The organism is Haladaptatus cibarius D43 (assembly GCF_000710615.1).
GTDB lineage: Archaea > Halobacteriota > Halobacteria > Halobacteriales > Haladaptataceae > Haladaptatus > Haladaptatus cibarius.
Map to the genome: position 1 here is coordinate 1,203,695 of NZ_JDTH01000002.1, position 13,516 is coordinate 1,217,210.

Sequence of the window (13,516 nt, forward strand, 5' to 3'; positions counted from 1 at the left end):
ACCTCCAGTTGAAACCAAGTAGTCAACCATTAAAGAATTATCGGGAACGACCTTTTACGACGGTCGAGCGGCAGGGCCAGCACGATTCGCGCTGGCCCTGCCCGTCTCCCTGTAAAAGGTCGACCAAAAGCACAGCACTCCTCCCTTCGGTCGTCGCTTGGCCCGCTCGTTCGTCGTTCCACTCCTCACTCGCGGAAGAGCTGCTAGCCCGCTGGCGGTTGTGGCGATTGCTGATTTATAGTGGTTGTGTCGCCTGCCGACTCCTGATGGTTAGGTCAGTCGCAGATTCTCGGCGGTTGTGTCACTTGCTTATCGCTCCCTCGCGCCGACCTCTCGCTTCGCTCGGTGTCGGCGCTCGGTCGCTGTCGAGAAATGAGAATCAGTTGTCGGCTTCAGTCCGCGCTTCCCGGCTTTTCTGCTTGTGCAAACTTGCTCAAATCCACATCCACCGTTTCCGCGAGTTCGTCCGGCGTTTCGTAGGGGCGGTTGACGATGACGTTTCCGGCGCGCTGTTTTCCCAGTCCGGGAATCGCGGTGAGTTCGTCCATCGTCGCGCTGTTCACGTCCAGCGGGTACGGAACGCCCGTCACGGAGCGGAATCCGTGGTCAACCACGGCCACGTCGATGGTTCGGCCCAGTTCGCGCTCGCCCGGAATCCCGACGAGCAGGGGGTAGGTGCCGAGTTGTCGGCCGAAGGTTCGCCCGTCCTTGTGGTACTCCAGATGCACGTTCGGCAGGACGGTTCCCGGCGGGGCCACCCGATTCAACATCGGGTTGTCGATTTCCTCCCGAACCTCGCGTTTGTACTGCTTAAACAGCTTTTTGTGGTCGTTTGCGATGTCCGCACCGACCTCGTTCATCTCGGTTCCGGAAAACGCCATGACCTGCCGGATGTTCACCCGGCGAAGCATCAGGCCCTCATCGTACACCCGCTGGAGGAACTCCCGGTTGTGGTCGAAGGTTTCCCGGCGCTCGCCTTTGAGGCCGTGGAGCAGGTTAATTCCCGGCAGGAGTTTCGGCAGTCGGTTTTCCGCGTCGGAGCCGAACGTCGGCGCATTTTCGCCGTCCTCCCCGGGTCGCCAGCCAGCCTCCTCGTTGACGATTTTCACCGCCTCGAAACACTCCTCGGCGGTGACGTTCAGGTTGTTCTGTTCCTGCACTTTCGGGTCGGCGGATTCGAGGCCGAACGCAGCGGTGTCGCCTGCCGTGTTATGCTCTGCAATCACGCGAATCCCCTCCCGCGACAGTTCCGGCCACTCAACGACGGTAATCGGGTTCATGTTGTCGAGATGGAGCGTCCCGAGGTCTGGCGCGACCTCCCGAATCCCGCCGTACAGTTTTCTCAGCGCGTCGGGGTTCGGTTTCTCGCCGTTCCCCCCGTAGGCCAGAATGTCGGCCTGTCGCCCGAGGCGGAAGTGTCGGGCACCTCGCTGGTACAGCCCTTCGACCTCCGTGATTACCGAATCGGGTTCCCGGAACGACGGATTCCCATACAGCGGTTCCGTGCAGAACGAGCATCGGTAGGGACACCCCCGCGAGGTTTCCATCTCGCAGATGAGATACTCCGGGTGGTTCGGATGCTGTTCGATGACGAACGCGCCCGACTCGGCCCAGCGGTCGATTTCCTCGTTGTCCCGCATCCGGTTGCTGAAGCCCTCTAACCCGCTTTCCACGAGGTCGAAGGCCGCGGCCTCCACGTCGCCTTTCGCCACGAAGTCGAAATCGAGGTCGTCACGTTGGGTTTCCGTTCCACCCGCGTTTTCGTCGCCGACACCGAATTTTACGGGGCCGCCCATCAAACTGGTTCCGTCGGCCGTCCACGCCATTTTGCGCACTTCGTCCGGTTCGGCGGGCGTCCCGCCGACGTATTTTCCGGGGACGGTCATTCCGCCGATGTAGATGAAGAGGTCGGCGTCGGCCACGTCGGCCCACTTCGGGTTCTCTTCGCGGAGTTCGTCGATTGTGTGATACGTAATCTGCTCCGCTGGCACACCCGCGTCCACGAGCGCCCCGGCGGTGTAGCGCGGGTACGTCGAGATGTACGGCGGCACGCCGAAGTGGGCCGGTTCATCGACGTAGCCGTCCACGAGCGTCACGTCGAGGGTCGTGGGGTCAATCATACCCGTGTTTGCGACCGGACGGGTAAAACGGTGACTACACAGGTTTCGCATAGAAATACGATAAACAATATAGGCGCGCGAGAAACGCGCGAGGGATGAACGAACGAGCGATAGCGAGCGAGTGAATCGGTTGGGGAGGATGTGGGCGGTCGCGGTGGCTGTAATTTGTTGTCGTGATTTGCGTACGTCCGTTTGTTCCGTTTGTTCCGATTGTGTCGAAGCAAATCACGGCAACAAAACACGGAGTTTCACAGAGCACAACTCGCAGTCGGAAAAACGACCGGAGTCAGCGCGTTTATTTTCATTCAGACCATACCACCACACATGCCAGCCACGCTTGAGGTCAAATGTACCGAGGACGACTGCGAGTTAGACATGTTCGAGATGCACTACACCTACGACATGCCCGACGACGTCGGTATGTCGGATTTCAGTTGCCCGTACTGTGGCGAAACCGATAGCTTGGACGAAATCGAACTATGACCCTACAGGACATCGGTCGCTCGACCGCGACGGCCATCGCCTCGCGCGTCGGCCGCGCCGCGAGCAAAGTACAGGAAAAACGCAAAATCCCCTCCGACCTACTGGAGAGCGAGGACGCCTATCTCATTGTCTTCGACGCGGCGGGCGCGACGGGAAGCGACGTGCAGGTTCGGTTCGCCGAGGACGCCGTCCTCGTTCGAATCGACCGATTCCGCGATTTCCACGACGGCTACGACATGGTGTACCCCGGACGAGGAATGTCCCTCGACGGGAAGGTCGAACTCCCGGCCGACGCCGACGTGGACGCACAGAGCGCCTCGGCGACGCTGACCGACTCGGGAACCCTCGAAGTTCGCGTACCGAAATCTACGCTGGAATCCGAGTAACGAATCGAAATCGGTGGACGATTCCGAACCGCGCCACAGTCCTCGATTTTTCAATCGGTCGCTATTCGACGGCCATCCCTTCCACGATTTCGAACTCCTCGTCGCCGGTGAACCGTGTCGGGTCGAATTCGGGGATGCTTCTCTCTCCAAGTACGTCCTTCGCAATCGCCTCGCCGAGCGCTGGCGCACGCATGAAACCGTGGCCTTGCCAGCCTGCAGCGACGTAGAGTCCCGGCCGGAGTTCACCGAGAAGCGGGTCGTAATCGGGCGTCGCATTGCAGAGTCCGGCCCACGCGCGTTTGACGGTTGGAGCGAACTCGGGAGTGTTCGCTCCAACCCGATGCGAGAGGCGGTCTTCCATCGCCGAAACGAACTCCTCGTCTCCTTCGCGTTTCCACTCGTCGGGGTCGCTTTCGACCTCCTCGGTGCCATCTCCGGCGAGCAATCCCTCGGGATGTGGCCGCAGGTAGTAGCCCTCGGTTGCATCGTACACCATCGGCACGTCCGCATCGGCATCGAACTCGCAGGTAAGCGCCTGCACCCGATAGGGTTTCAGCGAAACCGCGATGTCGGCGTCCGCGAGGAGACGTTTGGTGTGAACGCCAGCGGCGACGACGATTGCGTCGAACTCCCGTTCGTCCGTTTCAGTTCCGTTCTCGGAGACGATTCGCGGCGGATTGATTCGAACCGCGACTTCGTCGCCGGTTCGAATCTCAGCACCCGCTTCTTTCGCCTCCTCGGCAACGGCGCTGGCGTAGCTTCCGGGGTTGGTTCGACCCGTATTCCGGGCGATTGCGGCGACAGCAACATCTTCGGTATTCAGCGTGGGATAGCGTTCCGCGAGTTCGTCCGCGTCGATGAACGACACGTCGCGCCCTTGTTCTTGCATTCTGGGCACCTGCTCGCGGAGTGCCGCCGCTCGTTTCTCGTCGCCAGTTCGGGCGAGCCAGACGTAGGGCGTTTCCACGAACTCGAAGCCGTTGGTTCCGGAAAACTCCCGAAATCGTTCGATTGCCCGGTCGCCGATTCTCGCGTCCTCGGGCGCGGCAAATGCGTCGTACAGCACGCCTGCCGCGCGATTCGTGCTTGCATCCTCGTTCGGAATCTCGCCCTTTTCGAACAGCACCACATCTTCGCCGCGAACCGCGAAGTCGTGCGCCGCGGTGATGCCGACCGCACCGCCGCCGACGACTGCGATTTTCATCGGTGTTCCTCCGGCCAGAGGTCGGCCATTTTTCGCTCGCAGAGCCAGTCGATGAGCGCGTCGAGTTCATCGCTGGACGCAGAAAGCAGTCGCTCTCCTGCCTCCTTCGAGCCTTCAGTCGGATGCCCGACGACGCCGCTCTCGGAGAAATCGGTGGTGTCGAAGCCGACGTTCGCACCGTGAACGTCCTTACCCCACGTTTCGCCCGCGCCTGCCTCTGCGTCTTCGAGTGCGGCCTCGCGCACGAGGTCTTCCGCGACGGTGAGGAGCATGCTCGTCTCGATTTCGTCGGCGTGGGTGATACCGACGCCGAACTCGTCGTCCAGTATCTCGCCGATTCCGCTCCACCAGTTCCACGGCACCGCGAAGGCGATTTCCTCGCGTCGGAGGCGGCGCGCGACGCGCTGGAGCGCGCCGCTGTTGCCGCCGTGACCGTTCACGATAACGATTTTCCGTACGCCGTGGCTGGCGATGCTGGCGACGATGTCTGCGATGTAGTTCTCGAACGTCTCGGGGGCCGTCCAGAGCGTCCCGTCGAACTGGCGATGATGTTCGCTCACGCCGACCGGAACCGTCGGCAGACAGATAACGTCCTCGCGGTCGGAGACGGTGTGGGCGACCGCTTGTGCCGCCATGAAATCGGTTCCCAGCGGGAGAGCAGGACCGTGTTGTTCGACGCTCCCGGTCGGGAGGAGCGCGACATCAGCGTCGGCGAGGTCGTCCCTCGCCGTCGTCGTCGTGTGTTCGTGAAGCAAACTCATGGGCGGGAGATTGTATTCGGACTATTTCAAACTGGGTATCGCGGCGAACATGGGAAAGAGGGATACGATAGGTCGGTTAGCCGAGGAACGACTCAACTCCTCGCGCCGGATAGCCGACCACCAAATCCGCCCCGGCGTCTTTCAGTTCGGCGATGCGCTCGCCGACTTCCGTCTCCGTCCCGACCAGCGCGAAGTCGCGGCTCGCTTTCAACAGCACTTCACGGGTGCGTCCAACAGCACGGGCGTCCGTCTTTCCATCCTCAGGAAGCGCCCGAGCGACCGGCTTTCGGCGCGCGACGTACTCCCCGACAGCGTCGAGGATGACGTTCTCGTCGCCCGTGAGAACCGTCGGAGCGTACACCGCAATCGTTCCCTCGAATCCGGCGGCCCGGAGCGCTCGGAGTTCGCGGTCGGTCGAACGCGAGAGGAGTTCAAACTGCGTCGCCCCCGTCGCGGTTGCAATTCGCTTCACGCCTTCCGTCCCGACCCACGCATTCGGTGCACTATCGAGTGCGTTTCCGAGTCGGGGCGCGATTGCGCGAGTTTTCTCTTTCTCCGAGAGATAGGCGGGGTGGCCCGCGACGAGCACCTGCCCTGCATTTTCGGGAATGTGGTCGAAAAGCGAATCGTCGCCGAGGGGGTCGAAGCCGTCGGCTCGAACCGGAATCGTCATACGGAGATCCTTTTTCGCGGCGAGTTCAGCGAGTGTTTCTCTGTCGGGGAGTTGCTCGCGCCCTTCGTAGTCGATTGTAATCGTCTCGAAAGGCAGTTCCAGCGCCCTCCGCACGTCGCATTCGGTCGGTTTCAGTGCGACTGCATCGAGGCCGGTTCGTGTGACGGCGTGGCTACTGGTTAACATTGAGTGCTCCCCATGGTCAGAACTAGGCTACTGCATACGCGGAACGCGATCCATCGTCTGTGCGACCATGTGACTTTCCGTTGTTCGGTGGTATTCAAAAGCCTGTCGGCAACGGCAACTATGTGATGAATGGCTTTGTGTTCGCGGTCGATTTGTTGTATAAACTTTTGTTCTGGAAGCTTGTTTTTCTGTTTGGTCGGCTGGTGTTTCAGCGGCTTTCGTCTCTATTTTGCTAGCAAATCACGACTTCAAATACCGCAACCGCCCACACACCTCCCCAACCGACTCGTGCGCTCACGTTCGTTCGCACACTCGTCCCTCGCGCAGTAATCGGCAGGGCTGAGGAATGTTCCTCAGCCCTGCCGACGCACGCGCCACGAGGAAACGGTCAATTCCGGAGTCACGGATTTTCCATCTGGCGCGCGCTGGCACAGCCCTGAGGAGTTCGCCTCCGAAGGGCTGTGCTGACAGCGTGCGAGGTCTTCATGAGCGACGCAGGAGCGAGTGAACGGCTTGTCGGAGTTTGCTCCGACAGTGGACGACCGAAATGAGCGCGAGCGAGTGAGGAAGTCGGTTGGGGAGGGAATGGCCTGCGGTTGCGGGACGGTTTGATTGGAGACGCGACTTGCTCGCCACTCTGAAATCAGGTCAGCGGAACTAACAAGAAAGCACAGAAATCACCGCGGAAAGTAACACAAAACATAGAACCGATTCGCTACCCCAAATCCGGGTCGGTATCGACGTACCTATCAATCGTCTCGGGCGCGCGCCAATCGGTAACTAATTCCAAAAACTGCACCACCATTCGCCCGGTCGCACCCCAGACGGTGTAGCCATCGACGTGGAAAAAGTGGATGACGATGTCGCCGTAATGCGGGTGGTCGCGGTGTTCGTTTTCGTAGTTCGCAGAATCAATCAGCCCGGAAATCGGAAGGATGGCGATTTCCGCGACTTCGCGCTCGTCGGGTTCGTAAGTTCGGTCGGCAACTCTGGCGACGAACGGCGTGACGGCGTAGTTCGTGATGGTTCGAATGTCGTCCAACCGACCGACGCGTTCGGCCTCCTCGCGCCGAAGGCCGATTTCCTCGTTGGCCTCGCGCAGGGCAGTGTCCCAGAGGTCATCGTCCTGCGGTTCCCGCCCGCCGCCGGGGAAACTCATTTGGCCGGGATGTTCCCCGAGGTGGTCGGCCCGCTTGGTAAACAGGAGATGCGGGCCGTCCGCCCGCTCGACGATGGGAACGAGGACGGCGGCGTCGCGCTTCTCGTCCGTGACCAACCGCGGTTCGTAGTCGGCCACGCAACCCAAGTCCATGTCCATTCGTTGCCCCGTCCGACCTTAATTTGCCCGGTCGCCGGGCGATTCAGGGGACGATTCACGAGGCGATTCGTCGGACGATTGGCCCGATAAATCATCGAGCGATTCGTCCAATCGGCCGCGCACCTCGTCAGCCGAGACGGGTGCCCACGCTTCGAGGTCGTAGCTCACGTCCAGCAAGTAGTCAGCGCGCTTTTCGTCCGCGGTTTCGGCCTCCGATAGAAGACGGTTTTTGACCCGCTCGCCGATTCGTTCGTGGTTGACCGAACGCTCCGGTACGTCCATGATGTGCGGCAAATCCTCGCCGTTTTCGGGGAGCGCGGGGAAGGCGACGGGGCCGGGAACCAGCACGGTTTCGGCTCGGTTCACCGTCCTTTCACCTCCTTCGAGCGTCGCGTCCACCAGATAGTAGTCCGTCACGGCGTCCTCGATGACCGATTCGAACGCCGATTCGTCTACCTCTTTACCCTGCTTGAACGCCAATTCCGCGAGGGCTTCGGCCAGTTCGGCGCGCGTGAGCGCGCCGAACAAATCGACCACCCCAGCGAGTTCGTCCTTCGTCTCGTCCATTATCGGGAAGGGTCGGCCCACCGATATTAGTGTTGGCGTTCGGGCAGGCGCGGCCGCGCCGCCTCCCGAACGTCGGCGGGGTCGATGGGCGCGTCCGACCACGCCGGGAGCAGGTTGCTGGCCGGGTCATCAACCGGTTCGCCGACCGATTCGGTCATCGAATCGGTATCCATAGGCGAACTAGTATCCGTAGGCGAACCGATTTCTCCAAACGAATTGATTTCCCTCGGCGACCGAATCGCATCGGCATACGTTTCGACCTGCTCACGCTCTGCGGTTGCGTCGTATCGCAAGCCGTTGAACGCGGCGTCAGCGGCGTACTGCCGGACGAGCCGATTTGCGGTTTTTCGATAGCGCGCCGGGAGCGTATCGTAGTCGGGTGAAACGCCGTTGGCTTCGCAGACGCGGAACAGGGCGCGTCCGACGCCGTCGCTCATCGCGGAGAGGCCGCCAGCCCCGGAAACGCCGCGGTGGTCGTGTTCGTACCGCCCGAGGTCTACCTGTGCGGTGCCGTCGAAGCCGACCTGCTCGAACGCTTCACCGAGGGTGCCGACCTCCAACCCCCAGTCGCGCTCGATACGGAGGTTCGACGCGAGTTCGGCGGTCACGCCGAACTCGCCCGAAAGCGCGTATCGAAACGAATCGAGATAGGAGAGAATCGGTGCGTCGTTGGCTTCGCGCAGTGCCCGGACGAGCGGCGCGTAAAACAGCCGAAACAGTCGTCCGTACAGTTTTCCGTCCTCGACGCGGGCGTAGTAGCCTTTGGTGAACGAAAAGCCAGAATCGAGCGGAACGAGCAGTCGCGGGACGATTTCCGAACTGTAGGTTTTTGCGTCGGCGTCGTGACAGACGACGAACTCGGAGTCGCTCGCCGCGACTCCGAGTGCGAGCCACACGTCCCGGCCTTTGCCGACTGTGCCGTCCAAACCGTGAGTCGCCAACAGGTCGGTCACTCGGGGACTGTTGCACCAGAGCAAGGTGACGGACAGGTCGAACTCCGCGAGCCAATCCCGAACCGCGCCGACGCGCTCGGATGGTGCACGGAGCGGAACGACGACGTGACCCGGCCCGACGGATTCGAGTTCCGCAAGCATCCGACTCGCAGTTGCCGACCGATACTCGTGGTCGGTCATCGGGACGACCACGGCGGTGCGGTCTGTGGGTGCGTCGGGAACGCGGCCCGTCAGGTCGTGGAGCGTCGTCACCTGCTCCTGCACGTACTCCATTGCTGGGGGCTTAGGAGAGGGGAATGAAAAAGGGAGTGAAGTCGGCAGGAAGGGGAAGGGATGTTCATCGGACTCGACCTCGACGAAACGTTGATTCCGACGATGCAAGCCTGTCGACCCGTGTTCGATTAGCTCGTCACCGCCCCGGTCGGCAATCGATTCGACCGGTGCAGAACGAGGAGGACGGCGAGGATGACGAACAGAGCGACCGAAAACGCCCGAAACACGTCGTTGAACGCGAACCCTGCATCCCGAAGTGCTCCGACGACCGAACTTCCGGACGCCTGTACGACCATCATGATTCCGCTGTAGAGTGCGTACGCACTGGCACGATTTTCGTCCGGGAGCGAGTCCAGCATGTAGGTGTCGAGCGCCGGAAAGAGGCAGTGAATGACGTAGCCGAGCGCGATGGTGACGAGGATGATTGCGGCGAGACTCTGTACCGCGGTCATCGCCAGCAGGCAGGCCGCGAACGCGCCCAGAATGCTAAGCATGAGCGGAACGTGGGGCAGTCGGTCTGCCAGTCGTCCGGTGAACCAAAACGCGGGAACGCCCGCCGCGAAGACGACGGTGAGCATCGTTCTGGCCGTGCTCGGTTCCAGCCCTTTGGCTTGCAGATACGTCGGATAGAAGTTGAACAGGCCGTTCCAGACGAACCCCGTCGCGCCGATGATGGCGACCCCGCTGAGGATGATGGGCCACTGTCGGCGGAACGCCGCCCAGAGGTCGCGGTCGGCCGACCCCGCATCGGGCAGTTCGGTTCGGCGCGCGATGACGAAGAAGACAGCCGTCGTGACTGCCGCCATGACCCCGACGAAGCCAACGACGCCGCGCCACCCAATTGGAGCCAACATAGCCCCGACGAACAGCGGGGCGGCAACCGCCGCAAGTTGACTCGCCGTGCCGTGGATGCCGATTGCTCGCCCGACGCGTTCGGGATACAGTTCGCTCACCAACGGATTTGCGGCGATGAAGTACGCGCCGCTGGAGACGCCCATCAGAAACGCACCCGCGCCGAGCATGGGAATCGAATCGGAAATTGCGGTGAATCCTGCTGACCCAGTTAGCAGGATTCCGGTGCCGAGGATGACGTAATGTCGGGGAATGCGCGTGAGCAAGTACCCCGTCGGGATTCGTGGGAGGGCGCTTCCGAGCCAGACGAGTGTGGCGATGATTCCGACAGTCGCATCACCGACGGTGAACGCATCTTTGAGCGGTTCGAGAAGCGGGGCAAACACCACTCGTGCAAAATTGACTAAAAAAACCATCGAGCTAAGCGACGCAAAGAGGCGACCACGGGACACGTGAAGGGATTTCGAGAGCGGACAGTCAAACCTTCCGAAACGGGCAAGAGAGGGCGTTAGGCAGTGGTGTCTGTTCGCATTCGCCAGAGGTCGGAGAAGGTGACGACCTCCACACCTGACGTGCTATCGATATGCGCGAGGAGTTTTTTGTAGTCAGCGGCGGACATCGTGTTCTCCCTTTCGAAGTGATGGAAGTTCAAGATTCCACAGTTTCGATACTTGGCGACGTTATCGACGACGCGTTTCGAGATTTCCAAATCGTGAGCGACAGTTCGAGGGAGAACGAGTGGGTCGAAGCCGTAGACACCGGTCGTGTTGACGTTTCCGGATTGATTCATCCCACCCATGTAGTGGTACTTCGAAATCACGTTGAGTGCAGTTTTGTCGAAATTGTTGCCGGGATAAACGATGAAATTCGCACCGCCGAACTCGTTGTCGAGGAGCCATCGTTTATTCCGTCGAAGGATGCCATCCAGTTTCGACGCCGAAATTTCGCCGAACGGTTCGTCAACGCTCCCGTGTGCGGCGATTTCGTCACCTTTCGATTGGCGCTCATGTAGTTCGTCGAGGGACATGAAATAGTCTTCTTCCACGGCTGCTGGGCGTGGTGGGTGAGTCAGAACGGCGGGAAAACCGTACTCGTCGTGAACCTGCGCACCGTGCGCGTAGTAACTCCGAGCACCGTCATCCCAACTCAGGATGATATATCCCTTCTCGGGTTTTAGGTGGAGGCGGAGATCGTCTACCCATGCCTCAACGTCGTCGCTCGTCGCATTGGTGACCTGCAGTTTCATCCGGTCGATATTGGTCAAATCCGGTTCGGTTTCGCTCGTTTTGAAGACGCCGGGACAGGTTCGGAACCACCCGATATCCGGTTCCCGATACGTCAAGTCGCGAAGTTCGAGTACAGCATGATTACCAGCAGTATCGTACAAATAGATGTAAAATCCGATTTTTGACGGCGTCGTCGTCCGAATCATCGCCGAGATGTCACGGTTGGTAAAATCCATCGGTTCATCCAATCGCCGTTGGAGAATGACGTGACGGTTGTCACCGGAGGTCAATCTGAGACTCTGTGACCCGGTTCGTTTTATCTCCGTATCGGGCGTCTTTTCCCCGCTCTGTGCTTCCCACAGGTCGGGGTTTTCGAACGTATCGAAACTCGTTCCGGGGGAACCGTACCGTTTCCTGCTATTGTATTTCGTTCGGAGTGTCGGTTTCGGATTGATGGTTGTCTCCGACGTTGTTCCGCCTGTTGATGTCTCCTCTGTGGTTGTTTCGGTCACCGAACGAGGGGTTTCGCTGGTGCATCCGGCGAGAAGGGCAGTAGCACCAGCTAAAGAGAGAAACCGTCGGCGAGGAGTTTTTACAGGCTTGTTGTCCATATGAGCGATTACTACAGGAATATTGAAAAATCTTCTCGTCAGTTATATTCAAAATATAATAGAATTATTAATTGAAAGACCACCGTGTATACAATTACATCCCGTTTCGATTTGCCAATATCTATTTACCACATAACAATGTATGACAGATTGATGCAATCAGTCCGAAGTGGTCTACGAAAAGGGAAAGTTGAGAAGGACACATACGGGCGGTTGTCGTGCTCTGTATGCCGAGAATCACTCACAACGCAAAACGACCCTGACGAGATTTTCTCGGTTCGGTCGTGTCCAGAATGTGAAAAATCGTGGAAGGTAATCTAAAATAAACGTTTCAAATCATTCGAAGACGGCGTCGAACGCGTTCGCGCCCATCGGGTCGAAGCGACCGGCATCCAGATTCTCCTCGACGTGCGTCACGTCGCTCGCACCGACGAGCGAACAGGTCACACCGGGGGCACTTCGAGCGAAGTTGATGGCCCGTTGAGCGGTCGTGTCGCCGTCCAGTCGTTCCGCCACGTCCTCCGGAAGTTCTTCAGCGAGGTCACCTTGTGCGATGCTCGCGCTGGTCATCACGTTCAATCCCGCTTCGTGGGCGAACCAGAGCGCGCTCTGGTCGCCCTCCGGGCCGTCTTGGGATTCGACGGTGAACGCGTCGGCCATGACGACGTTGAACGGAAGTTGGACGACCCGGAAATGCGTCGTCGTGTTTTCCGCTGTTTTCGCCGCGTTCCTCGCCCGCGAGACGATTTCCGGAAGCGAGAGATAGTCGTCGTGTCCCCGCGGAACTCGCAACCCAGTCCACGTTGCGATGCCGTAGTGGCGAATATCGCCCGCGTCTGCACGCTCTTCGAGTCGAGTGAACGTGGCTTCGAGTTGGTCGTACAGTTCCTCCTCGGATTTTTCGAGCAGTTGCGTCTCCGGATTGTGGACGTAGTAACAGTCGATGGTGTCCACCCCCAAATTGTCCAGCGACCGATTCAGTTGGTCGTCGATGTAGTCGGGAGCAATACAGTGACTCCCGCGAACGAGGTCGTCGCGGTCGATGAGTCCGGAATCGACGTACTCCGCTTTGACGAACTCCCCCGGATTGTCCGGTCGTTCGCCGTCGAAGGGGACGAACCCACCTTTCGTCGCCACGAACACCGATTCGCGGTCAACGTCGCTGTCGACGAGGGCCTGTCCCACCACGCGCTCGCTTCGCTGACAGCGGTAGTTGATAGCAGTGTCGATGACGTTGCTACCGCCAGCCAGCGCCGTCGTAATCGCGTCGTGGTACGCCTCGTCTACCTCGTCGGTCGGGTCGCCGAGGTAGGTTCCCACCCCGACGCTCGACACCGCGAAATCGCCGAGTTGGCGGAAGTACGTTCGTCCGAACTCATCGCCGTGTTCGTTCCGGTAGGCGTGGGTTCCCGATTCAGTGGCCATGCTTCGTGGTAGTCGATTGTACGGTAAAAACACGGGGTTGATGGACTGTCCGTGGTTCGTGACTGTCGGTTTTGATTGGCGAGGTTCGTTCCGAGATGACGGATTGAGGTTGGGGGTTTTGATTTGTCGGTATCTACTGCCGACAACAAATGACCGCCTCCACACCCGCCTCCATCTCCGCACCCACCTCCGCCACCGCAATCGCAATCGCAATCGCAATCGAAACCGAAACCGAAATCGAAATCGCAGGCGGGGAGTGCGCCGCACTCGCCCCCCCCCAAGTGACCAGTCGGTCTTGCAGTCGATTTCAGAAGGACGAATTTTCACCCAGAAATCGGCTGGTCGAGTTTGGGTTGGGCGGGCAGGCCACGATCTGCCCACCCTGCGGTTGCGGTGGCGGTTACAGTGGCGGCATCAGTAGTCGTCACGGAAAAACATCGACAGTAGTCGCCAGACGACCGACCCCAGTTACATAACC

Annotated in this window: 14 protein-coding genes; 4 read left to right on the top strand and 10 right to left on the bottom strand. The window is 59.9% G+C overall.

Annotated features, from left to right (window positions below):
• Nucleotides 1-392 precede the first annotated feature (392 nt).
• Nucleotides 393-2,120, bottom strand: a complete 1,728-nt coding sequence (locus HL45_RS11665) for a radical SAM protein (protein WP_049971265.1) — start codon at nucleotides 2,118-2,120, stop codon at nucleotides 393-395.
• Nucleotides 2,121-2,444: 324 nt separating this feature from the next.
• Here HL45_RS11665 and HL45_RS21255 point away from each other — a divergent pair, with 324 nt between their 5' ends.
• Nucleotides 2,445-2,603 carry a DUF7559 family protein gene (locus HL45_RS21255; protein ID WP_162833876.1) on the top strand — a complete coding sequence of 53 codons (159 nt, stop codon included), beginning with the start codon at nucleotides 2,445-2,447 and terminating at the stop codon, nucleotides 2,601-2,603.
• Complete coding sequence (locus HL45_RS11670) at nucleotides 2,600-2,989, top strand: Hsp20/alpha crystallin family protein (RefSeq protein ID WP_049971266.1); 390 nt, start codon at nucleotides 2,600-2,602, stop codon at nucleotides 2,987-2,989. The genes HL45_RS21255 and HL45_RS11670 overlap by 4 nt, the downstream gene beginning before the upstream one ends.
• Nucleotides 2,990-3,050: 61 nt before the next feature.
• On the opposite strand, the gene HL45_RS11675 is transcribed toward HL45_RS11670, so the two are convergent.
• The 8 genes from HL45_RS11675 to HL45_RS11710 form a co-directional block, all read right to left on the bottom strand.
• Nucleotides 3,051-4,193, bottom strand: coding sequence for an NAD(P)/FAD-dependent oxidoreductase (locus tag HL45_RS11675; protein WP_049971267.1), 1,143 nt, complete (start codon nucleotides 4,191-4,193; stop codon nucleotides 3,051-3,053).
• Nucleotides 4,190-4,954 carry a creatininase family protein gene (locus tag HL45_RS11680; protein ID WP_049971268.1) on the bottom strand — a complete coding sequence of 255 codons (765 nt, stop codon included), beginning with the start codon at nucleotides 4,952-4,954 and terminating at the stop codon, nucleotides 4,190-4,192. Before HL45_RS11680 ends, HL45_RS11675 begins: the two co-directional genes overlap by 4 nt.
• Nucleotides 4,955-5,030: 76 nt before the next feature.
• Complete coding sequence (locus tag HL45_RS11685) at nucleotides 5,031-5,813, bottom strand: DUF7388 family protein (RefSeq protein ID WP_049971269.1); 783 nt, start codon at nucleotides 5,811-5,813, stop codon at nucleotides 5,031-5,033.
• Nucleotides 5,814-6,528: 715 nt separating this feature from the next.
• Nucleotides 6,529-7,125, bottom strand: coding sequence for an NUDIX hydrolase (locus tag HL45_RS11690; protein ID WP_049971270.1), 597 nt, complete (start codon nucleotides 7,123-7,125; stop codon nucleotides 6,529-6,531).
• A gap of 24 nt (nucleotides 7,126-7,149) precedes the next feature.
• Nucleotides 7,150-7,698 carry a DUF7109 family protein gene (locus HL45_RS11695; protein ID WP_049971271.1) on the bottom strand — a complete coding sequence of 183 codons (549 nt, stop codon included), beginning with the start codon at nucleotides 7,696-7,698 and terminating at the stop codon, nucleotides 7,150-7,152.
• 26 nt (nucleotides 7,699-7,724) lie between these two features.
• Nucleotides 7,725-8,924, bottom strand: a complete 1,200-nt coding sequence (locus HL45_RS11700) for a glycosyltransferase family protein (RefSeq protein ID WP_049971272.1) — start codon at nucleotides 8,922-8,924, stop codon at nucleotides 7,725-7,727.
• A 128-nt stretch (nucleotides 8,925-9,052) separates the two neighbouring features.
• Nucleotides 9,053-10,192, bottom strand: a complete 1,140-nt coding sequence (locus tag HL45_RS11705; protein ID WP_049971273.1) for an MFS transporter — start codon at nucleotides 10,190-10,192, stop codon at nucleotides 9,053-9,055.
• A gap of 92 nt (nucleotides 10,193-10,284) precedes the next feature.
• Nucleotides 10,285-11,613 carry a polysaccharide deacetylase family protein gene (locus tag HL45_RS11710; protein WP_049971275.1) on the bottom strand — a complete coding sequence of 443 codons (1,329 nt, stop codon included), beginning with the start codon at nucleotides 11,611-11,613 and terminating at the stop codon, nucleotides 10,285-10,287.
• A gap of 153 nt (nucleotides 11,614-11,766) precedes the next feature.
• Between HL45_RS11710 and HL45_RS21870 the strand changes: the two genes are divergently transcribed.
• Entirely contained in the window at nucleotides 11,767-11,934 is a 168-nt protein-coding gene (locus HL45_RS21870) for an HVO_0758 family zinc finger protein (protein WP_303645174.1), read from the top strand.
• 15 nt (nucleotides 11,935-11,949) lie between these two features.
• On the opposite strand, the gene HL45_RS11715 is transcribed toward HL45_RS21870, so the two are convergent.
• The gene (locus HL45_RS11715) at nucleotides 11,950-13,038 is read right to left on the bottom strand and encodes an aldo/keto reductase (RefSeq protein WP_049971276.1); all 1,089 of its coding nucleotides are present in this window, start codon (nucleotides 13,036-13,038) and stop codon (nucleotides 11,950-11,952) included.
• Nucleotides 13,039-13,187: 149 nt separating this feature from the next.
• Here HL45_RS11715 and HL45_RS20435 point away from each other — a divergent pair, with 149 nt between their 5' ends.
• A complete protein-coding gene (locus HL45_RS20435) occupies nucleotides 13,188-13,514 on the top strand; it encodes a hypothetical protein (protein ID WP_144240072.1) in 327 nt (108 codons plus the stop codon).
• Nucleotides 13,515-13,516: the final 2 nt, after the last annotated feature.

Bases quoted from the DNA above. Each gene is read 5' to 3' on its own strand.
- HL45_RS11665 (WP_049971265.1), bottom strand. From the start codon at position 2,120: ATGATTGACCCCACGACCCTCGACGTGACGCTCGTGGACGGCTACGTC.
- HL45_RS21255 (WP_162833876.1), top strand. From the start codon at position 2,445: ATGCCAGCCACGCTTGAGGTCAAATGTACCGAGGACGACTGCGAGTTA.
- HL45_RS11670 (WP_049971266.1), top strand. From the start codon at position 2,600: ATGACCCTACAGGACATCGGTCGCTCGACCGCGACGGCCATCGCCTCG.
- HL45_RS11675 (WP_049971267.1), bottom strand. From the start codon at position 4,193: ATGAAAATCGCAGTCGTCGGCGGCGGTGCGGTCGGCATCACCGCGGCG.
- HL45_RS11680 (WP_049971268.1), bottom strand. From the start codon at position 4,954: ATGAGTTTGCTTCACGAACACACGACGACGACGGCGAGGGACGACCTC.
- HL45_RS11685 (WP_049971269.1), bottom strand. From the start codon at position 5,813: ATGTTAACCAGTAGCCACGCCGTCACACGAACCGGCCTCGATGCAGTC.
- HL45_RS11690 (WP_049971270.1), bottom strand. From the start codon at position 7,125: ATGGACTTGGGTTGCGTGGCCGACTACGAACCGCGGTTGGTCACGGAC.
- HL45_RS11695 (WP_049971271.1), bottom strand. From the start codon at position 7,698: ATGGACGAGACGAAGGACGAACTCGCTGGGGTGGTCGATTTGTTCGGC.
- HL45_RS11700 (WP_049971272.1), bottom strand. From the start codon at position 8,924: ATGGAGTACGTGCAGGAGCAGGTGACGACGCTCCACGACCTGACGGGC.
- HL45_RS11705 (WP_049971273.1), bottom strand. From the start codon at position 10,192: ATGGTTTTTTTAGTCAATTTTGCACGAGTGGTGTTTGCCCCGCTTCTC.
- HL45_RS11710 (WP_049971275.1), bottom strand. From the start codon at position 11,613: ATGGACAACAAGCCTGTAAAAACTCCTCGCCGACGGTTTCTCTCTTTA.
- HL45_RS21870 (WP_303645174.1), top strand. From the start codon at position 11,767: ATGCAATCAGTCCGAAGTGGTCTACGAAAAGGGAAAGTTGAGAAGGAC.
- HL45_RS11715 (WP_049971276.1), bottom strand. From the start codon at position 13,038: ATGGCCACTGAATCGGGAACCCACGCCTACCGGAACGAACACGGCGAT.
- HL45_RS20435 (WP_144240072.1), top strand. From the start codon at position 13,188: ATGACCGCCTCCACACCCGCCTCCATCTCCGCACCCACCTCCGCCACC.